General features: G+C 62.9%; 24 protein-coding genes and 1 pseudogene. 8 read left to right on the top strand and 17 right to left on the bottom strand.

Translation table 11 applies throughout. From position 1 onward, the window contains the following. The first annotated feature begins 139 nt into the window (after nucleotides 1-139). Nucleotides 140-1,021 (top strand): peptidylprolyl isomerase, encoded by an 882-nt coding sequence (locus H7C86_RS17435; protein ID WP_182261918.1) that lies wholly within the window; start codon nucleotides 140-142, stop codon nucleotides 1,019-1,021. 17 nt (nucleotides 1,022-1,038) lie between these two features. Then, nucleotides 1,039-1,834: pseudogene (locus H7C86_RS17430) on the top strand (peptidylprolyl isomerase). Nucleotides 1,835-1,887: 53 nt separating this feature from the next. Here the strand turns inward: H7C86_RS17430 and H7C86_RS17425 are convergent. From H7C86_RS17425 to H7C86_RS17380, 10 genes are all read right to left on the bottom strand, one after another. Continuing rightward, the gene (locus tag H7C86_RS17425) at nucleotides 1,888-4,299 is read right to left on the bottom strand and encodes a bifunctional (p)ppGpp synthetase/guanosine-3',5'-bis(diphosphate) 3'-pyrophosphohydrolase (protein ID WP_182261917.1); all 2,412 of its coding nucleotides are present in this window, start codon (nucleotides 4,297-4,299) and stop codon (nucleotides 1,888-1,890) included. A 98-nt stretch (nucleotides 4,300-4,397) separates the two neighbouring features. Beyond that, nucleotides 4,398-4,976, bottom strand: a complete 579-nt coding sequence (locus H7C86_RS17420; protein WP_019748305.1) for an adenine phosphoribosyltransferase — start codon at nucleotides 4,974-4,976, stop codon at nucleotides 4,398-4,400. Next, the gene (locus tag H7C86_RS17415) at nucleotides 4,973-6,703 is read right to left on the bottom strand and encodes an ABC transporter substrate-binding protein (protein WP_042951810.1); all 1,731 of its coding nucleotides are present in this window, start codon (nucleotides 6,701-6,703) and stop codon (nucleotides 4,973-4,975) included. Before H7C86_RS17415 ends, H7C86_RS17420 begins: the two co-directional genes overlap by 4 nt. Nucleotides 6,704-6,705: 2 nt before the next feature. Further along, the gene (gene secF, locus H7C86_RS17410; protein ID WP_182261916.1) at nucleotides 6,706-7,929 is read right to left on the bottom strand and encodes a protein translocase subunit SecF; all 1,224 of its coding nucleotides are present in this window, start codon (nucleotides 7,927-7,929) and stop codon (nucleotides 6,706-6,708) included. Beyond that, nucleotides 7,926-9,647, bottom strand: a complete 1,722-nt coding sequence (gene secD / locus H7C86_RS17405) for a protein translocase subunit SecD (protein WP_182261915.1) — start codon at nucleotides 9,645-9,647, stop codon at nucleotides 7,926-7,928. Before secD ends, secF begins: the two co-directional genes overlap by 4 nt. A 220-nt stretch (nucleotides 9,648-9,867) precedes the next feature. Next, the gene (yajC, locus tag H7C86_RS17400; protein ID WP_019748301.1) at nucleotides 9,868-10,215 is read right to left on the bottom strand and encodes a preprotein translocase subunit YajC; all 348 of its coding nucleotides are present in this window, start codon (nucleotides 10,213-10,215) and stop codon (nucleotides 9,868-9,870) included. 138 nt (nucleotides 10,216-10,353) lie between these two features. Continuing rightward, the gene (ruvB, locus tag H7C86_RS17395) at nucleotides 10,354-11,451 is read right to left on the bottom strand and encodes a Holliday junction branch migration DNA helicase RuvB (RefSeq protein ID WP_019748300.1); all 1,098 of its coding nucleotides are present in this window, start codon (nucleotides 11,449-11,451) and stop codon (nucleotides 10,354-10,356) included. Further along, nucleotides 11,448-12,047 carry a Holliday junction branch migration protein RuvA gene (gene ruvA, locus H7C86_RS17390; RefSeq protein WP_007732953.1) on the bottom strand — a complete coding sequence of 200 codons (600 nt, stop codon included), beginning with the start codon at nucleotides 12,045-12,047 and terminating at the stop codon, nucleotides 11,448-11,450. The genes ruvB and ruvA overlap by 4 nt, the downstream gene beginning before the upstream one ends. Continuing rightward, nucleotides 12,044-12,613 (bottom strand): crossover junction endodeoxyribonuclease RuvC, encoded by a 570-nt coding sequence (gene ruvC / locus H7C86_RS17385; protein ID WP_020907638.1) that lies wholly within the window; start codon nucleotides 12,611-12,613, stop codon nucleotides 12,044-12,046. Before ruvC ends, ruvA begins: the two co-directional genes overlap by 4 nt. Before the next feature lie 125 nt (nucleotides 12,614-12,738). Further along, complete coding sequence (locus H7C86_RS17380) at nucleotides 12,739-13,491, bottom strand: YebC/PmpR family DNA-binding transcriptional regulator (protein WP_007732951.1); 753 nt, start codon at nucleotides 13,489-13,491, stop codon at nucleotides 12,739-12,741. Between the two features lie 145 nt (nucleotides 13,492-13,636). On the opposite strand from H7C86_RS17380, the gene H7C86_RS17375 reads away from it, so the two are divergent. Continuing rightward, nucleotides 13,637-13,993 carry a GntR family transcriptional regulator gene (locus H7C86_RS17375; protein ID WP_003943322.1) on the top strand — a complete coding sequence of 119 codons (357 nt, stop codon included), beginning with the start codon at nucleotides 13,637-13,639 and terminating at the stop codon, nucleotides 13,991-13,993. Continuing rightward, a complete protein-coding gene (locus H7C86_RS17370; protein WP_182261914.1) occupies nucleotides 13,990-14,910 on the top strand; it encodes a hypothetical protein in 921 nt (306 codons plus the stop codon). Before H7C86_RS17375 ends, H7C86_RS17370 begins: the two co-directional genes overlap by 4 nt. Before the next feature lie 13 nt (nucleotides 14,911-14,923). On the opposite strand, the gene H7C86_RS17365 is transcribed toward H7C86_RS17370, so the two are convergent. Together H7C86_RS17365 and H7C86_RS17360 are read right to left on the bottom strand one after the other, a co-directional pair. Next, a complete protein-coding gene (locus tag H7C86_RS17365; RefSeq protein WP_182261913.1) occupies nucleotides 14,924-15,625 on the bottom strand; it encodes a GAP family protein in 702 nt (233 codons plus the stop codon). Nucleotide 15,626: 1 nt separating this feature from the next. Continuing rightward, complete coding sequence (locus H7C86_RS17360) at nucleotides 15,627-15,827, bottom strand: hypothetical protein (protein WP_003943331.1); 201 nt, start codon at nucleotides 15,825-15,827, stop codon at nucleotides 15,627-15,629. Nucleotides 15,828-15,938: 111 nt separating this feature from the next. Here H7C86_RS17360 and H7C86_RS17355 point away from each other — a divergent pair, with 111 nt between their 5' ends. Beyond that, on the top strand, nucleotides 15,939-17,153 hold the full coding sequence (locus H7C86_RS17355; RefSeq protein ID WP_259349231.1) for a sensor histidine kinase: 1,215 nt from the start codon (nucleotides 15,939-15,941) through the stop codon (nucleotides 17,151-17,153). Continuing rightward, entirely contained in the window at nucleotides 17,108-17,785 is a 678-nt protein-coding gene (locus tag H7C86_RS17350) for a response regulator transcription factor (protein WP_021344155.1), read from the top strand. Before H7C86_RS17355 ends, H7C86_RS17350 begins: the two co-directional genes overlap by 46 nt. 25 nt (nucleotides 17,786-17,810) lie before the next feature. Here the strand turns inward: H7C86_RS17350 and pdxT are convergent, their stop codons facing one another. Both pdxT and tesB read right to left on the bottom strand, forming a co-directional pair. Beyond that, entirely contained in the window at nucleotides 17,811-18,416 is a 606-nt protein-coding gene (gene pdxT / locus H7C86_RS17345; RefSeq protein ID WP_003943308.1) for a pyridoxal 5'-phosphate synthase glutaminase subunit PdxT, read from the bottom strand. After that, nucleotides 18,416-19,267, bottom strand: coding sequence for an acyl-CoA thioesterase II (tesB, locus tag H7C86_RS17340; RefSeq protein WP_182261911.1), 852 nt, complete (start codon nucleotides 19,265-19,267; stop codon nucleotides 18,416-18,418). Before tesB ends, pdxT begins: the two co-directional genes overlap by 1 nt. Nucleotides 19,268-19,302: 35 nt before the next feature. Here tesB and H7C86_RS17335 point away from each other — a divergent pair, with 35 nt between their 5' ends. Beyond that, nucleotides 19,303-19,968, top strand: coding sequence for a hypothetical protein (locus tag H7C86_RS17335; protein WP_256279814.1), 666 nt, complete (start codon nucleotides 19,303-19,305; stop codon nucleotides 19,966-19,968). Nucleotides 19,969-20,018: 50 nt separating this feature from the next. On the opposite strand, the gene H7C86_RS17330 is transcribed toward H7C86_RS17335, so the two are convergent. Together H7C86_RS17330 and H7C86_RS17325 are read right to left on the bottom strand one after the other, a co-directional pair. After that, nucleotides 20,019-20,840 carry an acyl-CoA thioesterase II gene (locus tag H7C86_RS17330; protein ID WP_019748291.1) on the bottom strand — a complete coding sequence of 274 codons (822 nt, stop codon included), beginning with the start codon at nucleotides 20,838-20,840 and terminating at the stop codon, nucleotides 20,019-20,021. A 114-nt stretch (nucleotides 20,841-20,954) separates the two neighbouring features. After that, a complete protein-coding gene (locus H7C86_RS17325) occupies nucleotides 20,955-22,463 on the bottom strand; it encodes an HNH endonuclease signature motif containing protein (RefSeq protein ID WP_070386651.1) in 1,509 nt (502 codons plus the stop codon). Between the two features lie 196 nt (nucleotides 22,464-22,659). On the opposite strand from H7C86_RS17325, the gene H7C86_RS17320 reads away from it, so the two are divergent. Continuing rightward, on the top strand, nucleotides 22,660-23,136 hold the full coding sequence (locus H7C86_RS17320) for a RidA family protein (RefSeq protein ID WP_070386655.1): 477 nt from the start codon (nucleotides 22,660-22,662) through the stop codon (nucleotides 23,134-23,136). Between the two features lie 98 nt (nucleotides 23,137-23,234). Here the strand turns inward: H7C86_RS17320 and pdxS are convergent, their stop codons facing one another. Then, complete coding sequence (pdxS, locus tag H7C86_RS17315; protein ID WP_003943338.1) at nucleotides 23,235-24,143, bottom strand: pyridoxal 5'-phosphate synthase lyase subunit PdxS; 909 nt, start codon at nucleotides 24,141-24,143, stop codon at nucleotides 23,235-23,237. Nucleotides 24,144-24,228: the final 85 nt, after the last annotated feature.

Genomic DNA, 24,228 nt, shown 5'->3' with positions numbered 1-24,228 from the left:
TAAGCTGCTGCCCCGCCAGTAAGTTCTCAGGTTGCAATGGGAGACTCTGACGACGAGTAGAGCCGCTTGCCGAAGCCGACCCCAGGGTGTCGCTCGGCGGGCCGACCACGATCCACCCGCGATACGGAGGACTACAGCAGTGCCGAGTAACGAGCAACGCCGCGAGGCGGCGAAACGCAAGCTCGAGCGTCAGCTCGAACGTCGCGCAGAACGTGCCCGCAAGCGCAAGCAGATGACGATAGCCGGAACTGCGCTCGGCGTGGTCGTCGTAGTCGGTGTCGTCGGTGGACTCATCTGGTTCAGCAATCGCAGTGACGACGACGCGAACACCACCAACACTGCTGCCGACGATTCGAGCCTCACGCCGCAGACCGCGGGTGCAATGCCGGCCGGTCTGTCGACGCCGCTGGCCGACACTGTTTCCTGCTCGTACCCGGCTGACGGCGCTACCGCGTCCAAGGCCAACAACGCTCCTCGTACCGACGGGATTCCCACCACCGCGCCGGACGCGACGCCGAGCATCAGCGTCGAGACCTCGCAGGGAAACATCGGGCTCAAGCTCGACGGAACGACGTCTCCGTGCACGGTCAACAGCTTCGTGAGCTTGGCGCAGCAGGATTACTTCAACGACACCACCTGCCACCGCATGACGACGAGCCCCTCGCTCCAGGTTCTGCAGTGCGGTGACCCGTCGGGCACCGGCTCCGGCGGACCGGGCTACGGATTCGACAACGAGTTCCCCACCACGGCGTACGCCACCACCGACCCGGCAGCGCAAGAGCCAGTCACCTACACGCGCGGCACGGTTGCGATGGCCAACACCGGGGCACCCGGTAGCAACGGCAGCCAGTTCTTCCTCGTCTACGGCGACTCACAACTCCCGCCGCAGTACACGGTTTTCGGCACGATCGACGAGACCGGTCTCGCCACTTTGGACAAGGTCGCGGCCGGCGGATCGACACCAGAGGATGACGGCAAGCCGAATCTGACCACCGACATCAAGACAGTAAGGCTCGACTGATGCGACGTAATCCTGTGATGCGCTTTCCTGTAGTTATTGCCGCCGCAAGCGCCGCAGCGCTGCTTCTGGCTGGTTGTTCCAGTGATTCCGGTAGCTCGGACTCGCCGTCCAGCACCCCCACGGCGAAGACGACAACGGCTGCCATGCCGCCGCTCGACATGTCACAGTTCGACGCACTCCCGCCTGTCCCGACTCCGGCGTCGGCGACCGTCGACTGCTCGTACCCGAGCGCGGCGGGCGCTGCAAAGACCGTCAATCCGCCGAACTCCACCAGCGTATCCACCGAGGGAACCGTCAACGTCGCGCTCACGACTACGGCCGGCCCGATCGGGATGGAGCTGAACAGGGCAGAAGCCCCATGCACGGTCAACAGCATCGTGAGCTTGACCGAGCAGAAGTATTTCGACGACACCCCGTGCCATCGACTGGTCACCACACCCGGCCTTCAGATCCTGCAGTGCGGCGATCCGTCGGGCAAGGGCACGGGCGGACCGGGCTACGGATTCGACAACGAGTACCCGACCACTGCGTACTCCGCTAACGATCCGGCACTCTCCTTGCCTGCCGTCTACCCCCCGCGGCACGCTGGCAATGGCCAACTCGGGTGCACCGGGCAGCAACGGCAGCCAGTTCTTCCTCGTCTACGAGGATTCGGTCTTGCCGCCCAACTACACGGTCTTCGGAAAGATCGACGACGCCGGCCTGGCGACGATCGAGAAGATCGCAGCCGACGGCGACGACGGAGGCATGGGCGCAACCGGTGGCGGCGCACCCAACACCCCGATCACCATCGAGACTGCAGTAGTCGCCTGACCCTGCTGTGCGCCTTTATTAACCGCCCGCGGTTAATAAAGGCGCACAGCAGTTTACGAAGCAGAGGTCACGCGGTAGACGTCGTAGACGCCTTCCACATTGCGAACCACGTTGAGCACATGACCCAAGTGCTTCGGGTCGCCCATCTCGAAGGTGAACTTGCTGATCGCCACTCGGTCACCTGAGGTGGTGACCGAGGCCGACAGGATGTTCACCTTCTCGTCGGCCAACGCCTTGGTGACGTCGGAAAGCAACCGATGACGATCGAGCGCCTCGATCTGGATCGCGACCAGGAACACCGACGTCGCTGAGGGCGCCCATTCGACGTCGATGATTCGCTCGGACTGATCGTGGAGCGAGTTGGCGTTGGTGCAGTCGGTACGGTGCACGCTCACCGCCCCACCGCGCGTGACGAAGCCCAGAATCGAATCGCCCGGAACCGGCGTGCAACACTTTGCGAGTTTTGCCACCGTGCCGGGTGTTCCGGGAACCAGAATTCCGGAGTCACCCGTACTGCGGGTGCGCACCGGCATGGTCGACGGCGTCGAACGCTCGGCCAGTTCCTCCTCGACGGCGCCGACGCCGCCCAGATGAGCAACCAGTCGCTGCACGACGTGGTGCGCAGACACCTGGCTCTCGCCTACCGCCGTGTACAACGCCGAGACGTCGGGATAGCGAAGTTCATGCGCGATCGTGCTCATCGATTCGGCATTCATCAACCGCTGCAACGGAAGTCCCACGCGGCGGACTTCCTTCGCGATCTGATCCTTGCCGGACTCGAGCGCCTCCTCGCGGCGTTCCTTCGCGAACCACTGCCGGATCTTCGCCTTGGCACGCGGCGAGACGACAAACGTCTGCCAATCTCGGCTCGGCCCGGCGGTGGCAGCCTTCGACGTGAAGACCTCCACCACTTCGCCGTTTTCGAGAGTTCGTTCCAGCGCGACCAACCGACCGTTGACCCTGGCACCGATGCATCGGTGCCCGACCTCGGTGTGCACCGCATACGCGAAATCGACGGGAGTCGATCCGGCAGGCAACGTGATCACGTCACCCTTCGGCGTGAAGACGAAGATCTCCTTGACCGCGAGGTCGTAACGCAACGATTCGAGGAACTCCCCCGGATCGGCCGCTTCACGTTGCCAGTCGAGTAGCTGACGCATCCACGCCATGTCGTCGACCTCGGCGATGTCGCCCGCGTGCTTGCCCTTGGTCTCCTTGTACCGCCAGTGCGCGGCGATACCGAACTCCGCGGTCCGGTGCATGTCCTGGGTCCGGATCTGGACCTCCAGGGGCTTGCCTTCCGGTCCCACGACGGTGGTGTGCAGTGACTGGTAGACGCCGTAGCGCGGCTGTGCGATGTAGTCCTTGAAGCGTCCGGCCATCGGCTGCCACAGTGAGTGGACAACGCCGACCGCGGCGTAACAGTCACGCACTTCTTCACACAGGATGCGGACGCCGACCAGATCATGGATGTCGTCGAAATCGCGGCCCTTGACGATCATCTTCTGATAGATCGACCAGTAATGCTTGGGCCGGCCTTCGACGATGGCGTTGATCCGCGAGGCGGACAGAGTCGAGTTGATCTCGGCGCGAACCTTGGCCAGATAGGTGTCACGAGAAGGCGCGCGATCGGCGACCAGTCGAACGATCTCGTCATACTTCTTCGGGTGCAGGATAGCGAACGAGAGATCCTCGAGTTCCCACTTGACGGTCGCCATTCCAAGTCGATGTGCAAGTGGCGCAATGACTTCGAGAGTCTCTCGCGCCTTACGTGCTTGCTTTTCGGGCGGCAGGAATCGCATCGTGCGCATGTTGTGCAGACGATCCGCAACCTTGATCACGAGCACGCGCGGGTCCCGCGCCATCGCGATGATCATCTTGCGGATGGTTTCGCCCTCGGCGGCGGTGCCCAGAACGACCTTGTCGAGTTTGGTGACTCCGTCGACGAGGTGAGCGACCTCGTCACCGAAGTCCTTGGTCAACTCTTCGAGTGAGTACCCGGTGTCCTCGACGGTGTCGTGCAGCAGGGCTGCGACGAGGGTGGTGGTGTCCATACCCAACTCGGCCAGAATGCTTGCGACGGCCAACGGATGCGTGATGTACGGATCGCCGGACTTGCGACGCTGGCTCGAATGTCTGTCCTCGGCGACGTCGTACGCACGCTGGAGCAGCGCGAGGTCGGCCTTCGGATACAGCTCACGGTGGAGGCTGACCAACGGCTCGAGCACCGGGCGGATGGTGGCGTTGCGCTGACCGGTGATGCGCCGAGCAAGCCGAGCGCGCACCCTACGGGAGGCGGAAGCGGGCACGGCCAGGTTCTGCCCACCCCGATTGCCGGCAGTTTGCGCAGATCCCGAATCGTCGGGCACCGCGGACTTCGATGGTGTCGTCTCCGGAGCCGGATCTGCACCCGTCTCCTGCGACACTGCACCCGAGTTCTGTGATCGATCAAGATTCGACGTCATGTCGCCACCTCCTACCACCGAGTTGGTTGAGGCAACCGCCCTGCATCGGGTAATTGCCCTGGAGGTCTAACTCGACCCCCAGGAGACAACTTTAATACTCAGACCTTCACCAGGGATGTCAGTGGGTACTTCAAGAAGCGATCTCGACCGCGCAGTTCCTCGATCTCGAGCACCACTGCGACGCCGACGACGTTCGCTCCACCCAACTCAACCAACTGTACAGCCGCCTCGAGTGTCCCTCCGGTAGCCAGAACGTCGTCGATCACCAGAACATTCCGCCCGGTGAGATCGAAGCCGTTTGCAGGAATCTCGAGCGTCGAAGATCCGTACTCGAGGCTGTACGAACGAGAGAGTACCGGCGGCGGCAGTTTGCCGACCTTCCGCACGGCCACCACCCCAGCACCCATCTTCGCAGCCGCGCCGGCACCGAGCAGGAACCCGCGAGCATCGACGGCGGCAATCGTGTCGGCGTCCGGAGCACAGGCGACAAGGGCGTCGAGCACGGCCCCGAACCCCTCGGCGTCGGCGAACACCGGAGTCAGATCGGCGAACCGAACCCCGGGCCCGGGAAAGTTGTCCGCCCAACGGGTCAGCCGAACAACGGCGTCTCCGGCAGCCCGGTGGATTGCGATCAATTCTTCAGGCGTGTGCAAGGCAACACCATTCGAGACGCTCATCTGCGTAATACCCATCTGTCCATGTTCCAGCCGGTAGCGGCCCGAGTCGGATTGACCAACACCGCCGACATGCCTGGAGCTACAGCGACAGTTCGTAGTTGATTGAACAGTGGAATCGTAGGCACCTGGGTCCACAGGATGTTCTCCGCCTCCACCGAGAGTCCCAATTGCGCACTGGTGCTCGCATCCACGTTCAACTGATCGATGATCTGATCGATCCGTGCATTTCCGTACGTACCGAGGTTTGCGCCGTTGCCCGATCGCAACGCTCCGCGCGCGTCGATCATGCTCGCTGTTCCGCCTGCCCCGACTTTGCCTGCCATGCCGGAAAGCACAGCGTCGACTCCCCCGGACTGCAGACTCGCAGGATCGAAGCTGTCGGTACTCGCGTCCTCGATCGTAATTCCCGCCGGAGCACACGCGGCTTTCGCTTCAGAGACGATCTGCGCCCGCACCGGGTCAGGTGCGAGGTACCCGACCCGGACGGTCAACTGGTCGAGATCGGCTTCCGACAACGACGTCTTCGCGGCATCGACGTCGGCATTGGCGTACCGGTCACCGTCGACCGCAGCGGCGTCGCTGTACACGAGTGAATCCGGCGCCATCAGTCGCGAATCGACCACGCCGGAACCCAGACCAGCCTGCGGCGCGTTATCCGTCTGCCCGAACTTCTCGAACAGAGTTGTCCGCGGAACACAGTGCGCGAACGCTCGACGGGCGGCTTCGTCGCCCAGCGAACCAGACGTCGCGAGAACGAACTGCTCGATCGACCGCGACGGAATCTGTTGGACGTCGAACCCGGACGGAGTACCGAGCTCGCCGGCCGACCCGGAAGCGACGTCGACGACCTCGATCGAGTTCTTGTCGAGATCCTCGGTCAGATTCACACCACGTGGCCAGACGACGATGCGATCGGTCGCGGGCTTGTTGCCCCACCACCGCTCGTTCGCGACCAGCACCAGGCCGTCGTCGGCGCTGTACGAGTCGATTCGATACGGACCAGCGGAAGGCAGTACGGAGGTGTCCACCTGACCTGGAGTCAGGTTCCACCCGGTGTTCCAGAAGTCGGCGATCTTCGACAACGCTTCGGTGTCACCGGCATTCACCGCGCTCACCACGTCGCCGACTCCGGCGCGCTGCGTCACGATGTGTGAAGGCATCAATGCAGTCGCACCGAACAACGACCGCCAATCGGTGAACGATCGCCCGGGCTTGAAGAAGACAGTCGCGTCCTTCGACCCGCTCTGGCAGTCGATCCGGTCGATGTCCGCGTAACCGAGATTGTTCGCCGTGTCGAACATGGGCTTCACCGCACCATCGACGTCTTTGGTGAACTTGCCACTCGACGCCGCCCAGGTGAGGACCAGATCGTCACAGGACATCGGAATCCCGTCGGAGTACACCGACGCCGGATTGAGCTTGTACGAGACCGTGAGCACGTCACCGGGCAACTCCGACGCCGTTCCGATGTCGGTGTCCGACACAGGTGCTCCGGCCGGGCCGGTGAACGTGAAGCCGGGAAGCACCCGGCCGAACGCGGCCATCGCCCCGGACACCGATCCAGCTGTCGTGTTGGCGTTGTACGTGGAGATGGAGTTGTCGATGGCATATCCGATGGACGGAACCTGCTCGGCGCTTTCCGAGCAGGCCGCCAACGAACCGGCAGCCACGGCGGTGGCTGCAACGAACGTCATCGATCGAACCAGTGTGCGTGTTCTTGGGAGCATGTTCAGTGCCCCTTCTTGTTTCGCTTTCCGGTCGGCCGCACACCCGGCTGCGGAGCAACCGGCGCACGGCGTGCAACTGGTGCGCCGACGGCAACCGTCTGCGTACCCTTCTCGGCCAGAGTAGCCCGGCGCGAGAGCACCTTACGAGTGTGCGCGGCAACGGGTCCCCAGCGTTCCTTCATCGACACCAGGAGCGGCGTCGCAAAGAAGATCGAGGAGTACGCACCCACGATGATGCCGACGAGCTGAACCAGCGCAAGGTCCTTGAGCGTGCCGACGCCGAGCATCCAGACCGCGACAACCATCAGAGCGATCACCGGGAGCACACTGATGACGGTCGTGTTGATCGATCGCATCAAGGTCTGATTCACCGCGAGGTTGGCTTGCTCGCCATACGTCCGGCGCGTCAGATGCAGAACACCGCGTGTGTTCTCTTCGACCTTGTCGAACACCACCACTGTGTCGTACAGCGAGAAACCGAGAATGGTGAGCAAACCGATCACCGTCGCGGGCGTCACCTCGAAACCGACGAGCGAGTAGACGCCGGCAGTGACGATGATGTCGAAGAACAACGCGACAATCGCGGCTACCGCCATGTCCCGCTCGAAGCGGATAGCGATGTAGATACTCACGATCACCAGGAACACAATCAGCGCGATCAGCGCCTTCTTGGTGATCTGGCCGCCCCAGGTTTCACTCACGTCCGCAAAACTGATGGCCTGCGCCGACGGGTTCCCGTTCTTGTCCTTGGGCTGGAACTCGTCGAAGAGCGCCGACTGCAGATCGTTGATCTGCGTCGCGTTCAACGTCTCCGACCGAATCTGCACGGTGGCGCTGGCACCCGAGCCGACCGTCTGCACGCTGACCGGCTCGAACCCGAGTGTGTCGGAGTAGACGGTTTCCACCTCCGACGTCTCGACTCCACCCTCGGCCGGGAACTGAATGCGCGATCCGCCCTCGAAATCGATACCGAAGGTGAAGCCGCGCAGGATGATGCTGAGCAGCGCAATGGCGACCAGAGCGCCGGTCAGTCCGTAGTAGAAACGACGCCTGCCGACGACCTCGAACGCACCCGTTCCCGTGTACAGCCGCGAGAGCCAACTGTGCTTGGGCATCGCGCCCTGATCGACGCCGGAGTCGGTGATCTCCGACCGGGCTGCGGCATCGGCGGACTCGACCGAGGAACTGTTGTTGGACCCCACCGGGGAGTTGTTGGACTCGCTCATGCTCGTGTCTCCTTAGCCGACGCAGCGGCGGCAACCTTACGTTCGCGGGCAACCTCTTGCACTGCGCCGAGACCGTTGACGCTGGGCTTGGACCAGAACGCCGAACGGGACGCCATGCTGACCAGTGGCCACGTCACGAGGAACACGACAATCACGTCGAGAATGGTGGTCAGACCCAAGGTGAAGGCGAAGCCTCGCACCTGTCCGACCGCCAGCACGTACAGAACTGCAGCGGCGATGAAGCTCACCGCGTTGCCGGACAGAATTGTTCGGCGCGCTCGCGCCCAACCGCGTGGCACCGCGGAGCGGAAGCTACGGCCCTCACGCATTTCGTCCTTGATGCGTTCGAAGAACACGACGAACGAGTCGGCGGTCATACCGATACCGATGATCAGACCAGCCATGCCGGCCAAGTCGAGTGTGAAGCCGATGTATCTACCGAGCAGAACCATGATCGCGTAGACCATGACTCCGGAGAGGATCAGCGACAACGCCGTCAGGACGCCGAGCATCCGGTAGTAGACGAGGCAGTACAGCAGAACGAGAACGAGACCGACCGCGCCGGCAATCAATGCCGCCTGAAGTGAGGCCAGGCCGAGCGTTGCCGAGACCGTCTCGGCCTCGGAGGCTGCGAACGAGAGCGGAAGCGAACCGTACTTCAGAGTGTTGGCAAGTTCTTTGGCGCTCTCCGCAGTGAAACTGCCCGTGATCGAGGTCGCGCTACCCGCAGGCGTTGCACCTTGAATCGTGGGGGCGCTGACGACCTTCGAGTCGAGCGTGAACGCTGCCTGCTTGCCGATGTTGGCTGAGGTGAACTCGGCCCAGGTGTTGCTGCCGGTCGTCTTGAACGAGAGGCTGATCTCGTGGCGCGACTGCTGCGAGTTGAAGACCGAAGACGCGTCGGCAATCTCCTGGCCGTCGATGATCGAAGGACCGAGAAGATAGATGTTCAGTCCGTCTTGCGAGCACGCGACCAGCGGAAGAGTCGGGTCGTCGTTTCCACGGAGCGGATCCGCGACGGAGCAGTCGAGGTTCGCCACTGCTTGCTGCTGCACTGTCGGATCGCTGCTCTGTCGGAGGGCGCGCGCTGCGGCGATTTCCGCTGCTGCTGCGTCGCCTTCGTCGGTGCCGTCACTCGATGCGTCCGCGGGGGGAGCCAGTGTTGTCGTCTCCGGCGCCGGGGTTGCCTCCGGAGTGGTCGGGTCCTGAGCCAGGAACGGGCGGTTCTGCGGCGTCTGGGTCCCGTCGGCCGGTACCTCGGGAGCCGGAGCATCAGTGGCCGGAGTTTCGGCCGCCGGCGCCTCAGGGGTAGCTGTCCGATTCGCGTCACGGGTGGCGACATCGATCGAACCCGTCACCGGGCGGATGTACAGACGGGCGGTCTGGCCGAGCGAGCGAGCCTGCGCACTGTCGTCGCCGGGAACGGTGATGACGAGATTGTCACCGTCGACGACGACCTCGGAGCCGGAAACGCCGAGACCGTTGACGCGGGTCTCGATGATTTCCTGAGCCTGCTTGAGACTGTCCTGACTGGGAGCGCTGCCGTCCGGGGTACGAGCGGTCAACGTGACGCGCGTTCCACCCTGCAGGTCGATGCCGAGTTTCGGCGTGGCCGACTTGTCTCCAGTGAAGAACACCAGGGCATACAGTGCCACCACCAGAACCCCGAAAAGGGCCAGGTAGCGGACCGGATGCACCGTTCCGGTGGAAGGTGCCACGATCTTTAAGTCTCCTCAGTAGGTGCAGAGCTTCAGTAAATGCAGGGCTCGGGCGGTCGACGACCACCCGAGCTGCGGCGTTCGAACTGCAACGATTGATCAACGGGATGAACTGAGCTGCTGGTGAAAGAACTACTCCGATGAAAGAACTACTACAGACCAACCGATCTGGACGTGTGTCCGAGTTCACAACTCTAGAACACGTGCCAGGTCGACGAAGTCAGGACTCCTTGGTGAGCCGAATTTCGGTGTCAGCAGCTGATTCTTCGATCTCGGAAACCGAGTCGTCGTCGTACTCGTCGGTTTCGGTCGTCTCGACAACGCGCTCACGGATGACCAGACGCGACCAGGTGGTGATGACACCGTCGGCGATCTCAAGGTCCACGGTGTCGTCGTCCAGAGAAGCAATCGTGGCATAGAGCCCGGCCGTGGTCTGCACTCGATCGCCGACCTGCAGCGAGTCCTGCATCTCGGAAGTGGCAGCCAAAGCCTTCTTCTGCTTGCGCATGCCCAGGAACATGGGCACCAGCAGTGCGAGGATCAAGAGTGGGAAAAGCAAACTCGACATGTGTTGATCAACCTCGGTTGTGTTGCACGTTTTACGCCGCGATGGTCCCGGATGGACCTACGCAATACACCAGTGTGCCATTAGTTGCTGAGGATTCCTGACAGATCGGCCGTTCAAGTAGGCCTTTCCAGTCGAAATTCACTCTCCGTTCGGATCGAACAACGTGGCCTGCGGTTCGTTGACACGAACCTCGATACCGCCCGCTGCGGCATCCGGCGGCGGTGTCATTCCGAGTTGAGTCCAGGCAGCGGCGGTAGCCACGCGTCCTCGCGGCGTCCGGGCGATCATCCCGGCCCGAACCAGGAACGGCTCGCACACTTCTTCCACCGTCGACGGTTCCTCGCCGACGGCCACCGCAAGCGTCGACACGCCGACTGGCCCGCCGCCGAACGACCGCACCAACGCACTCAGTACGGATCGGTCGAGACGGTCCAAGCCCAACTGGTCCACGTCGTAAACAGCCAAGGCCGCCTGAGCGACGTCCATCGTGACGATTCCGTCGGCGCGAACCTCGGCGAAGTCACGAACCCGGCGCAGCAATCGGTTCGCGATACGCGGCGTCCCTCGCGAGCGTCGTGCAATTTCGGCGCCGGCGTCAACTTCGAGATTGACACCCAGAATTCCGGCCGAACGCATCAGAATCTGTTGCAGCTCTTCGGGTTCGTAGAAATCCATGTGAGCGGTGAACCCGAAGCGGTCGCGCAACGGACCGGTCAACGCACCTGACCGTGTAGTCGCACCGACCAGCGTGAACGGTGCAACCTCCAGAGGAATCGACGTGGCACCCGGCCCCTTACCGACGACGACGTCGACACGGAAGTCTTCCATCGCCAGGTACAACATCTCCTCGGCCGGACGAGCGATTCGGTGAATCTCGTCGATGAACAGCACGTCACCTTCGACGAGGTTGCTCAGCATCGCGGCCAGGTCTCCGGCGCGTTCGAGCGCCGGTCCGGACGTCAACCGCAGAGAAGAGCCCAACTCCCCCGCGATGATCATCGCCATCGACGTCTTGCCGAGTCCGGGGGGACCGGACATCAGGATGTGATCAGGTGTGCTGCCGCGAAGTTTTGCTCCGGTGAGCACGAGCTGCAGTTGTTCGCGAACACGGGGTTGCCCGATGAAGTCGTCGAGACTCTTGGGACGCAAACTCGCTTCGACATCGCCGTCTCCCGCCACCAATTCGGCAGAGACCTGCGACTCGTCGTCGAAATCGTCGATCGGGTCGAAGTTCATCGAGTCTTACCGAGCAGCGACAGAGCAGAACGCAGCGCTACCGACGTAGTGGCCTCGGGCGATTCCGCCAGGACCGAATCCGTGGCCTGCTCGGCCTGCTTGATCGGGAAGCCCAGACCTTCGAGAGCCTCGACGATCTGATCACGGATCGAACTGCCGACGACGACACCGGAAGCCGCGCCGGCCGTCGTCGCGACGGCGTCGACCTTGTCGCGCAGTTCGACGACCATGCGCTCAGCGCCGCGTTTTCCGATACCGGGGACCCTCGTCAACGCCGTCAGGTTGCCTTCCGAGAGCGCCCGCCGCAATGCATCCGGTTCGAGAACTGCAAGAGTTGCCATCGCCAGGCGCGGTCCGACTCCGGAAACCGTCTGCAGGAGGCTGAACAGGTCCTTCGACTCGGTATCGGAAAAACCGTAGAGCGTCATCGAGTCTTCGCGAACGATCATCGTCGTGAACAGTCGCGCTTCGCTTCCCCGATGCAGTGCACCGAGAGTCACCGGGGTGGCGTTGACCCGATAGCCGACACCTGACGCTTCGATGACCGCGTGGTCGAGCGCAATATCGAGTACCTCGCCGCGTACCGACGCGATCATCGTGAACCTGCCTTCTTCATCTCGGCCAATTTTGCCTGATACTTACGCATTTGTTCAGCGGCCATCGCCTCGGCGCGGGCCATTCGCTCGATCATCGGTGCTCGCCAGCAGTGACAGATCGCGAGCGCCAGAGCGTCAGCGGCGTCAGCCGGTTTCGGCGCCGTCTTCAAGTTCAGGATTCGCGTCACCATCGCGGTGACCTGCGCCTTGTCGGCGTTACCGCTGCCGGTAACGGCGGCCTTCACCTCGCTGGGCGTGTGGAAACACACCGGGATACCGCGTCTGGCGGCAGCGAGCGCGACAACTCCGCCTGCTTGCGCCGTGCCCATCGCGGTGCTGACGTTGTGCTGCGCGAACACACGCTCGATCGCGACGACCTCCGGCTTGTACTGCTCGATCCACAGTTCCGCCGCATCGGAGATCCGCAGTAGCCGAGACCCGAGGTCCATCTCGGGCGGGGTCCGCACCACGTCGACGGCAATGGGGCGCACTTTCCTGCCGTTGCTCCCGTCGACCACACCCAACCCGCAGCGAGTCAAGCCTGGGTCCACTCCGAGCACGCGCACTTTGTCACACCTCTCCATACCGAACAGCTGTTCGATAGCTTAGCGGTGCGCGGGCGTACTGCCCCGCATCAACACGCAACCCGGCCGAGACGCGGACGTCAGGGCCGGGTTGAGTTGAAAAGCAATCAGTCTTCGAGAGCCGCGAGAACTTCGTCGGACAGATCGATGTTGGTGTAGACGTTCTGCACGTCGTCAGAGTCTTCGAGCGCGTCGACGAGCTTGAAGATCTTGCGTGCGCCGTCGACATCCAAGGGAACCTCGACGGAAGCGCGAAAATCGGCTTCAGCGGAGTCGTAGTCGATGCCGGCTTCCTGAAGTGCCGAACGGACGGCAACCAGATCCTGTGGCTCACTGACGATTTCGAAGGTTTCACCGAGATCGGTGACTTCCTCGGCACCGGCGTCGAGCACAGCCATCAGGACGTCGTCCTCCGACTGGCCGTTCTTCTCGAGCGTGACGACGCCCTTGCGAGCAAACAGGTAGGAGACGGAACCCGGGTCAGCGAGGTTGCCACCGTTACGGGTCATCGCGGTGCGAACTTCACCGGCTGCGCGGTTGCGGTTGTCGGTGAGGCACTCGATCAGAACGGCGACGCCGTTGGGTCCGTAGCCCTCGTACATGATGGTCTGCCAGTCTGCGCCGCCCGCTTCTTCACCGGCGCCGCGCTTGCGCGCACGCTCGATGTTGTCATTGGGAACAGACGTCTTCTTCGCCTTCTGGATGGCGTCGTACAAGGTGGGGTTGCCCGTGGGATCGCCACCGCCGGTTCGTGCCGCCACCTCGATGTTCTTGATCAGCTTCGCGAAGGATTTGCCACGACGTGCGTCGATCACAGCCTTCTTGTGCTTGGTGGTGGCCCATTTTGAGTGGCCGCTCATGCGATTCAAGCCCCTTTCCTGCTGCGTTGCGCACGCCGAATGCGCGTCTTTCAGCTCTGCCGATGTTACCCGTCCCACGTCACAACGCGCTGCATCCCCCGACACGAATTAGTCAAACCACGCATTGTTTGCATAGAATGCAAACATGTTGGTCCGAATAGATCACGCCTCCACAACTCCACTAGCGGAGCAGATTGCAGCCGGGGTTCGTGGCTCGGTCATCCGCGGTGAGATCGGACCAGGTGACCGCCTGCCGTCCGCTCGCGCTCTCGCCGAGTCGATCGACGTCAATCTCCACACGGTTCTTCGTGCGTACGCAACACTCCGCGACGAAGGCCTGATCGACCTCCGACGCGGACGTGGCGCCGTCATTCGCGCCGAATTCGACTCGGGAAGAACAGCTCTCAACGAATCTGCGCGCGAGTTCGTACGGCAGGCCCGCAATCTCGGACTCGACACTGCGCACATGCTCGACCTCATCAAGGAGACCAGCACACAATGACGACCAGCAAGATCCGACTCTGGACAGCAGCTTCGCTGACTCTGATCCCGACCCTGATTCTGGTTCTCGCACGCTTCGCGTGGGGTGACCGCCTACCCGAGACCGTCGCGAGCCATTGGTCCGGATCGACCCCGGACGGGTTCAGCACCACGACGACGTTTTTCGCCATCGCACTGGTGATTTCACTGGTGGCTGTCGTTTGCGCCTGTGCCGTCGCAGCCCGTTCGAGCGACAACGCGCCCTTGTTTCTCGCCGTAACCTCGATCTCGAGTGCGACACTGGCGACGATCTGGATTCTGAGCGTCGCCTTGACGATCGACGCCGGGTCGCCGGAAGACGCGCGTATCGGCTGGTGGATTCTTGCGCCGATCGCGGCGGTACTCGTAGGAGTTCTGGCATACGCGCTGCCTGACCAGCAACGAAGCGGCCCGGAGTCGCCACTGCCAACCCCGACGCTCGACACTCCGCTGACGGCCTCCGAACGTGCAGTGTGGGTCGGGCAGGTCCGCAGCGTCTGGCCGTGGATCGTTACCGCCGGCCTCGTAGTTCTCGTGATCGCGACTGCCGCGTACTCGGATTGGTGGGTTGCCGTGATCCTGGGTGTGTCCACACTCGCCGTCACAGCATTCGCGTCGGTCACCGTGCGCGTCGACCGTCACGGTGTCGGCATCAGTTCCTGGGGCGTTCGATGGAAGAAGATCCCCATCTCGAAGGTGAAGTCCGCATCAGTCGACGCGATACGTCCGGCCGAATGGGGTGGATGGGGTTACCGAATGACACCGCGCGGAACAGCCGTCACTCTCCGCTCGGGTGAGGCCATCGTGGTCACTCTCGAGAACGGACGACTGTTCGCCGTAACCGTCGATCACCCGGAAGACGGTGTGAAGCTGATCAATTCGTTGGTTCAGGCTGGTTGATTCACGAACAACGTCAATTCACGAACAACACGGCAGCGGCATTGCCGGCGAGGTAGAAGCCGGCAATGCCGAACACCCAACCCATCGCGCTGTCGCCGTGGCGTGAGATGAACGAGTCCACCCCGCTCAGCGGCTTGTCCAGTCGGTCGCCGGCCACGATCCGCCCGCACAACAGAAGCACTGCCGGAGTGGCCATGATCAGGCAGTATCCGGCAAGTATCGACGCAGATGTGACTGCGGACAGCCCAGCAGCGGTGATCATCGCGATCGCCGCCAAGTAGGGCAGCATCGTCACCAATTCGGCGGTCCCGGCAGCAATTGCCAGAAGTACAACACTTCTCGCGGAACTGGCCGAGCCGAGCACCCGCTCTCGCCAAACATGGGTTCGATCGGCTTGACCGGATGTGCGCCTCTTCTCGGAATCGAATCGAAAGCTCCACGCGAACAACGCGATACCGAGTATCAACTGCGCACCGCGGGCGGCGGGGGTTTCGAGCAGCGGGGCGACGACAGGCATACCTGCCCGTACCGTCGTCCAGACTGCCACCCCGACAACAAAATAGAACGTCGTGATGACCACCAGATACGTCAGCAGCCTGCGAACCTGCGGTCGTCCCGGCATCAACAACATCCAGACCGGGACGACCAAAGTTCCGATGCTCGTACTGTCCAGCAGGGCGAGCCCGCCCAGCGTGGTGAGCAGGACGAGTTCCACGTCAGTCGTTTCGGCGCTCGGGTATCGCTGTCTCCCTCGTTCGGACTGCATTCACGATGTCGAAGGCACCGATGATCGCGAGGATCACGCCGAGCGGTCCGCCGCGAAACCAGAAGAACTCGGCGTCACGCGCGAACAGCCACAGACAGCCGCCACCGACGACCAAGAGAATGCCGATCATCAACTCGAAGCGAATTTTCATACGTCGAGCCTGTCTTCTCTATCGAATCCGCACATCAGCCATCGGAACAACGCCGACCTCATCATTTGGTATGACAAGTCAGGCGCCCCGATGTGCTCTGATAAGTCTGTGGTGACCAGAAGTCGGAGTGTCGGCAAGTGGAACGATCCGCTCATCGCCTTCGGCCTGTTCGCGATCGGGGTACTCCTCTACCTGGTCGGCCTGTACCAAATGTGGACCGATGTCGGAGGTGTCGCCGACGTTCCCGCCGGGGTTCGGATCGGGATGCTGGCTCTGCTGTGTGCGATCGACTCGTTCCGGCGGGTGCGTCCGGCAACAGCTTTGGCGGCGGGGGCCGTCATCGTCGCGGTCGACGCTGCCCTGGGACCCACTCTGCCGATGTGGCTGGTCCTCTCGGATCTCACCTACGCCGCAGTTCTGTACGGGACGGCGCGGCTGGGCCGAGTGGTGTGTTCTCTGACCGCGGTGACGGTTGCCGCGCTCACCGCACTCGTCTACCTGTCCACCCAGGACGTCCGCGCTGCGGCTGGGGCAGGCGTGGTGACGGCACTGTTCTTCGGTACGCCGGTGTGGTGGGCACTGGTCATCCGTCGACAAGTCGAACTGACCGAGGCCGAACGCGAGCGTTCCAGAGTCCACGAAGCACTCGCCGCTCTAGACCGCGAGGCCGCAGTCGCTCACGAACGAGCAACCATGGCGCGCGATCTGCACGACGTCATCGCAAGCCACCTCTCCGCCATCGCAATCCATTCGGAGGCGGCACTGTCCACCACAGCTCTCTCCGGTGAACGGGGCGAACCAGACGACGGCTTGCGGGAGATGATCGGGGCGATCAGATCGAGCAGTCTCGCGGGCCTTTCCGAGATGCGGTCGATGATCGAACTGCTCCACGCCGGGGACGACGAGACCCCGGACCCGCGTTCCTCTCCCCCGCGGCTGACCGAGTTGCCCGTCGTCCTGGACGCAGTTCGGGCAGCCGGCGGCACTGTGCACGTTGCGATCGACGTCGATGCTGCCGACCTGCCGAGCGTGGTCGATCACACGGCGTATCGGATCACCCAGGAAGCCTTGACCAACGCACTCAAGCATGCGCCTGGCGCGCCGATCTCGATGTCGATCTCCTTCCAGCACAATGCATTACAGGTCGAGATCCGAAACCCCGTCGGTCCCGACCCATCCCATCCGCGGGCAGGAACGCGCGGACTTGCAAACATGCGTCACCGCGCCGAACTGCTGGGCGGTTCACTCGACGCACTTCCGGTCGACGGACAATGGACGGTATGCGCGCAGCTACCGGTCCCCGCACCGAACGGAACGGATCGGTGATCACCGTCGCCCTGGTCGACGACCACGCCGCGATCCGCTCCGGCCTGGCGATGATCCTGCGGCAGCACGACGACATCGATGTCGTTGCAGAAGCCGGTGACGGAGCGTCGGCGATCACCGTCACCCGCACGCATCAACCCGACGTCGTACTCATGGACGTCCGGATGCCAGGCACCGACGGCATCGAGGCGACGCGTCAGATCATCGGGACGACCCGCAGCCGGGTTCTGGTGTTGACCACCTTCGACCTCGACGAATACGTCTTCGCGGCCCTGCGCGCCGGCGCGTCGGGATTCCTGCTCAAGACTGCGACCGCGGACGAACTGACCAGCGCTATCCGCAACGTCGCGGCCGGAGATGCAGTGCTCGCTCCTCGCGCGGCGCGTGCACTGATCGGCGAATTCGTTCAGCGTGCACCCAAACCCACCGAACCGCTGGGATTGAGCGAGCTCACCGATCGTGAACGCGAGGTGCTCGCGCTGTTGGGGACGGGTATGTCCAATGCCGAACTGTCGCGTGAACTCGGTGTCGGTGCTCCGACGGTGAAGTCGCATGTGTCGCGAGTTCTGTCGAAGTTGCACCTCACCTCACGCGTCCAGGCGGCGATCCTTGCCCGCGAACTGGAGCTGTAGGTTCGGCCGAGGCTGACTACTCCAGTTATCCGCGAACCAGATCGACGAACATCTCGTGCACTCGACGGTCACCGGTTACCTCGGGATGGAAAGAAGTGGCGATCACCGAGCCCTGCCGAACCGCAACGATCCGGCCCGCGGCCTCCCCCGCGGCGGCGGGAACCTGTGCAAGGACCTCAACGCCCGGTCCAACTCGCTCCACCCACGGCGCGCGGATGAAGACGGCGCGGATGGGATCTCCGATGATGCCCTCGAACTCCAGGTCGGACTCGAAAGAATCGACCTGTCTACCGAAAGCGTTGCGGCGCACCGTCATGTCGATGGCGCCGAGATGCTCGGCGTCCGGCCGGGTGTCGAGTACCTCGCTCGCCAGCAGAATCATGCCGGCACACGAACCGTAGGCCGGCAGACCGCCGCGAAGACGCTCACGCAGCGGATCCAACAGTTCGAACACCTGCAGAAGCCGGCTCATGGTGGTGGATTCGCCACCCGGAATCACGATTCCGTCTACCTTGTCCAGCTCCTCCGGCCGTCGGACACCCACGGCATCCGCACCCGAATCATCAAGTGCAGCAAGGTGCTCGCGAACATCACCCTGGAGGGCGAGTACACCGATCAACGGACGCGTCATCACACAGTTCCTGTCTTGTTCTCACGGCTGTCGGGTTCGCGTTCCAGACGCGTCAAACCCTCCTGAACCACCGCTGCCACCATGTTGCCATCGCGATCGTAGATACGCCCCTGAGTGAGCGCGCGACCGAAACCTGCCGACGGCGATGTCTGGTCGTAGAGCAACCACTCGTCGGCCCGGAGCGGACGCAGGAACCACATCGCGTGATCGAGTGAAGCAGTCTGCGTCTTCACGCCGCGGTGCGGGACTTTCGAAGTTCCGAGCAGGGTCATGTCACTGAGGTACGCAAGCGTGCAGATGTGCAGCAGCGGACGATCCGGCAGAGGCTCGCGGTAGCGCATCCACACGCGCTGTTGTGCGGCGAGATCCGGCGCTGACGCACTCTGCTCGGCCGGCACAATTCTGATGTCCCAGTTCTTCCACTCTTGGTAGAACTGCGATTCCGCCAACTTGGGAACGGTCTGCGCGTCCTGCAAGTCCTCCGGCGCCGGAACGGAAGGCATCCGATCCTGATGCTCGATACCTTCGTCCTCGACGTGGAACGAGGCCGACATCGTGAAGATCGTCTTGCCGTCCTGGACTGCGTTCACCCGGCGGGTGCAGAACGAGCGCCCGTCGCGGATGCGGTCCACCAGGTAGACCGTCGGAATCTTCGGGTTGCCCGGGCGCAGGAAGTATCCGTGCAACGAGTGCACGTGGTAGCTCTCGTCGACGGTACTCACGGCAGAAACCAACGACTGCCCGGCAACCTGCCCGCCGAACGTCCGTTGAAGTGCGGTGGGATGGACCGCACCACGGAAGATGTCCTTCTCCAGGTGTTCGAGCGCGAGGATCTCCTCGATACCAACCATGAGTCCTCCGGAAATAGACCGCCGCGGTGGGCGCGATGACGGTTCACAATATCGCCTCGGCGAGCGGGCACGGCACCATGGTGGGCGTGAGCACATTCATCCCGTCCACTCCCCTCGCCCTGGCCGAGCAGATCGCAACGCTGACCGGATCATTTCCGTCGGTGGCGGTTGTAGCGATCGACGGACCTGATTGTGCGCAGCCGTCTCGGCTCGCGGAACTGGTCGGGTCCGCCGTCGAGTCGCACAGCAGGCCGAGTGCTGTTGTGTCACTGCACGACTACGTGCGGCCGGCTTCGCTGCGATACGAGTTCGGTCACGAGGATGCGCTGAGTTACCGCACCATCTGGTTCGACTATCCGGCACTCGATCGTGAAGTGATCACCGCCGCCCGCACCAAACGAGCGTTCTTGCCGAAACTCTGGGACGAACCCACCGATCGATCGGCTCGCTCGACCCGCGTCCCCGTCCATGAGCGCGCGGTCATCGTGATCGCCGGTCCGATGTTGCTCGGGCGTGGGCTGGAGTTCGACGTCAGCGTCCGCCTGGACATGAGCGAACCTGCCATGCGGCGGCACACTCCGGAGGCGGATCTGTGGACCGTCGACGCACTCCTCGAACACCGATCAGAGGTGTCCGAGGAGGTCGATTTCGAGGTCAGGTACGACCATCCGGCCCGGCCTGCGGTGCGGTCTCGCCCCTGAAGGTCTCACTGCGATTGATCTCACTTCAGGCGACCTCAATTCGGCCGACCTCACTTCGGGCGATACAGCCTGGTCAGGCCTTCCTGGACGACTGCAGCAACCATGTTTCCTCGGCTGTCGAAGATCCGTCCCTGCGTCAATGCGCGACCGAAGCCCGCTGACGGCGACGTCTGGTCGTACAACAGCCACTCGTCGGCCCGGAACGGCCGCAGGAACCACATGGCGTGATCGAGCGAGGCGCTTTGCATGGCGACGTCCATGTGAGGGCCTCGGGAAGATCCGAGCAGCGTCATGTCGCTCATGTACGCAAGCGTGCACACGTGAAATACCGGGTCGTCCGGGAGAGCCTCGCGGGAACGGAACCATACTTGCTGCTGTGCGGCAGCGCCTGGACGTTTGTTGATGTCGGCCTTCGGCACCATCCGGAGGTCCCAATCGGACCACTCGCGAGCCAACCACGCAGTCTCGGGATCTTCCGAATCCTGGGCGATGGCCAAGGTCTCGGGGTCAGGGACCGGTGGCATCTCGTCCTGGTGCTCGATGCCTTCGTCTTGGACGTGGAAGGATGCCGACATCGTGAAAATGGCTTGCCCGTCTTGAATTCCGGTGACCAAGCGGGTCGCGAACGATCGACCGTCCCGAACACGATCGACCAGAAAGACCGTCGGCTCCATCGGATTGCCCGGACGCAGGAAGTATCCGTGCAACGAATGAACTGAATAGGCCGGATCGACCGTGCGTACCGCCGACACCAATGCCTGGCCGGCGACCTGGCCGCCGAAAGTGCGGGTCAGGGTGGTCTCCGCGATGATTCCTCGAAAGATGTCACGCTCGAGGCGTTCCAACTCCAGAATTTCTTCGATCCTCGCCATCGATGCTCCACATCTTCCCGTGTACCGACGTCTACCGACCTTCACACAATGCCTGACGCACCCCCGGCCACCAAAGTGGGCATCCGAAAACACTGAGCGACGGGGCGCATCGACTCAGAACGGCGGTGGATCGTCTCCGCCGTCGAAGGTCCTCCTCTGTGCCTTCTTCATCCGCCGGTGCATCCGTATCCGCTGACGCCGGCGCTCACCCCGCACACGAGAGGCCTTGTTCTCCAGACGTGTGCGCCGACGCCGACCACCCTCGGGCAGTACAGGCTCGAGCATTCCCGCCAGCAGACCTGACGGCCTGGTTCGGTAGCAATGTCCGGTCGGCGAGGTCAGCATGACACTCCGGTCCGGGTTCGAGATGTGCAACCACTGACCGGAATGCTTGAGGCGGTGATGGTTTCGACAATACGCACTCAGATTCGACGCCACGGTCTTTCCACCACGATTGGGATCGCGATGATCAAAGGGCTCCGTGTGATCAAGATCTGAATTCCATGCAGCGACATCGCAGTGCAACCACTGGCAGCTTCCTGCGATCACCCGCACCCAGGTGTCGAGGACAGCGCCGGGGCGGTAGACCGACGCCGAAGGAACAACGGGTGGAGGTACTGGCTCGCCCTCACCGGAAGACTCGAGCGCGGCATCGGCTGGTACCTTCACCTTCCGAATCAGCGCACCCGCGGCGATGTCACGCGCATGCTCTGCACTGATCACTCCATAACCGTCAAGGTGAGCGGGTTCGTCTGCACCTGGTCCGTCACCGCCCTGAAGCGTTGATTCCAGCATGACCACGTGAACCAACGGCCGACGCACCACCACAATCCCGCTTCGATCTTGTGGGCACTCGTCCAGGCCGCAATCGCACGGCAGAATCGTCGACCCGGATACCAACGCTCCCAATGCGTCAGCTCGTCGTTGCTCGTACTTACGGGAATCGTGTCGACACACCGACATTGCCAACTCCCGCAACCGACGGTCGAAAGCCCGTGCTTCCTCCGCCGGAATACTCCCCAATATCCGCGCCATTCCGTCCTCGGCAGCGCTCACACCCACGAACCGATCAGCCAGGGCGCGGCGTCGACGTTCGCGTATCCCCTCGGGATCCACCACGGCGACGATCCGGTCGATAGCCGCTGTCAATCGGCGACCGGTCAAGCCGGTACCGCCAGGCATCGGTGGCGCCGAGATCTTTTCGAGGAGTTGCCGTTCCACCTCGTCGATCAAATCGTCGGCGACGTTAGCCGTAGCGGAGTCGATCAATCCGACTCGATACAGATCCACTTCTCCGCGCGCCATGGCGGCACGCGTGCGATGGAGCCGAGTCTTGAGAGAAAAGCCGAGACCGATCAACTTTCCCGCTGCGGCACGGCCCATGGTCAATGCCGCGCCGAGCTCGGCCTCAGCCAGTTCGTGAGCGGTAGACGACCAAGCACCGTTATCAGTGTGGTCAGCGCTGCGACGCTCGAAAAACTCGGCAATGGCAGCCAGTTTTCGTTCCACGAGCATCGATTCGCGCGCATGCAGATCGGCGATGAGATCGATGAGGGCGCAGTCGGATTCGGCACCAGGCAGCTGCGCTGCGGTACCCGAGCTTCCTGCTCCGTCATCGAACATTCCTCAACACTATTCGAATATACGTTCGATATCTATGATTTCCAGGAATCAGTCCGAACAATCCCGAACGACCGAAAATCCACGGCCAATATCACCAAAAGTGATGGGGTGGGCGCAAATACGACTTGGACTTGCGGTCATCGACGATGACAGACTCGAACACCATTCCCGGACAAAAGAACCCATTGAGGAACCGATGAACGACGCAAGTACCTGGACCGCACGACTCGCCGCACTCGACCTGCCCCTCCCGCCTGTTGCCACCCCCGCAGGCTCATACCTTCCCGCCGTTCAGACGGGGTCATACGTCTACACGTCGGGGCAATTGCCGCTCGTCGACGGCACTACGACGTGCATCGGCAAGTTGGGCGAGGGCGTCTCCGTCGAAGACGCCGCCCAGGCGGCGCGGTTGTGCACTCTCAACGGACTCGCGGCCGTTGATGCCTTGGTCGGTCTCGACCGCATCGTTCGGGTCGTCAAGGTCGTTGGATTTGTTGCTTCGGGATCCGGATTCTCGCAGCAACCCCAGGTGATCAACGGTGCGTCCGACCTGCTGGCCGAGATCTTCGGTACCGCTGGACAGCACGCCCGCTCTGCGATCGGCGTGGCCGAACTCCCCCGAAACAGTGCCGTCGAGGTCGAGTTCGTGTTCGAGGTATCGGACAGCATCTGACGGTCCGCCACACCCCGAAGGGCGGCGGTTGCCAATGCAACCGCCGCCCTTCTTGTGTGAAGACTTTCAGGCACTGAGCCCGGTCGTCGAACCTGCTGTCACCAACCGCGCTCTGCGAGGCGGTGTCCGACGGGCAGGTCGTCGACGTTGATGCCGACCATTGCCTCGCCGAGCCCGCGCGAGACCTTGGCGAGCACGTCCGGGTCGTCGTAGAACGTGGTGGCCTTGACGATGGCCTCGGCGCGCTGCTTCGGGTTGCCGGACTTGAAGATACCTGATCCGACGAAGACGCCCTCGGCGCCGAGCTGCATCATCATCGCAGCGTCTGCCGGGGTGGCGATGCCGCCGGCGGTGAACATGGTGACAGGCAGCTTGCCGGCCTTGGCGACCTCGACGACCAGTTCGTACGGGGCCTGCAGTTCCTTGGCGGCTACGTACAGTTCGTCCTCGCTCAGCGAGGTCAACCGGCGGATCTCGCCGCGGATGGTGCGCATATGGGTGGTGGCGTTGGAGACGTCTCCGGTGCCTGCTTCACCCTTCGAGCGGATCATGGCCGCGCCTTCGTTGATGCGACGGAGCGCTTCGCCGAGGTTGGTGGCGCCACAGACGAAGGGAGCGGTGAACTTCCACTTGTCGATGTGGTTGGCGTAGTCGGCCGGGGTCAGGACCTCGGACTCGTCGATGTAGTCGACGCCGAGGCTCTGCAGGATCTGCGCTTCGACGAAGTGACCGATGCGTGCCTTGGCCATGACGGGGATGCTGACGGTGGAGATGATGCTGTCGATCATGTCCGGGTCGCTCATGCGCGAGACGCCGCCCTGTGCGCGAATGTCTGCGGGGACCCGCTCGAGTGCCATGACGGCGACGGCGCCTGCGTCTTCGGCGATCTTGGCCTGCTCAGCGGTGACCACGTCCATGATCACACCGCCCTTGAGCATTTCAGCCATGCCGCGCTTGACGCGGGCGGTGCCGATGGCGGTGGTGGGGGCAGAGTCGGGGGTGCTCACAGCAAACTCCTGCAGTAGTGGCGTGACGAAAGAAACGAGGCACGGCGAACACACGAGTTCATTCGCGCGGAGGCCTCTGGCCAGA

Source organism: Rhodococcus sp. UFZ-B548 (assembly GCF_903819475.1).
Lineage (GTDB): Bacteria > Actinomycetota > Actinomycetes > Mycobacteriales > Mycobacteriaceae > Rhodococcus_F > Rhodococcus_F erythropolis.
This window is presented reverse-complemented; position numbering and strand designations above follow the sequence as displayed.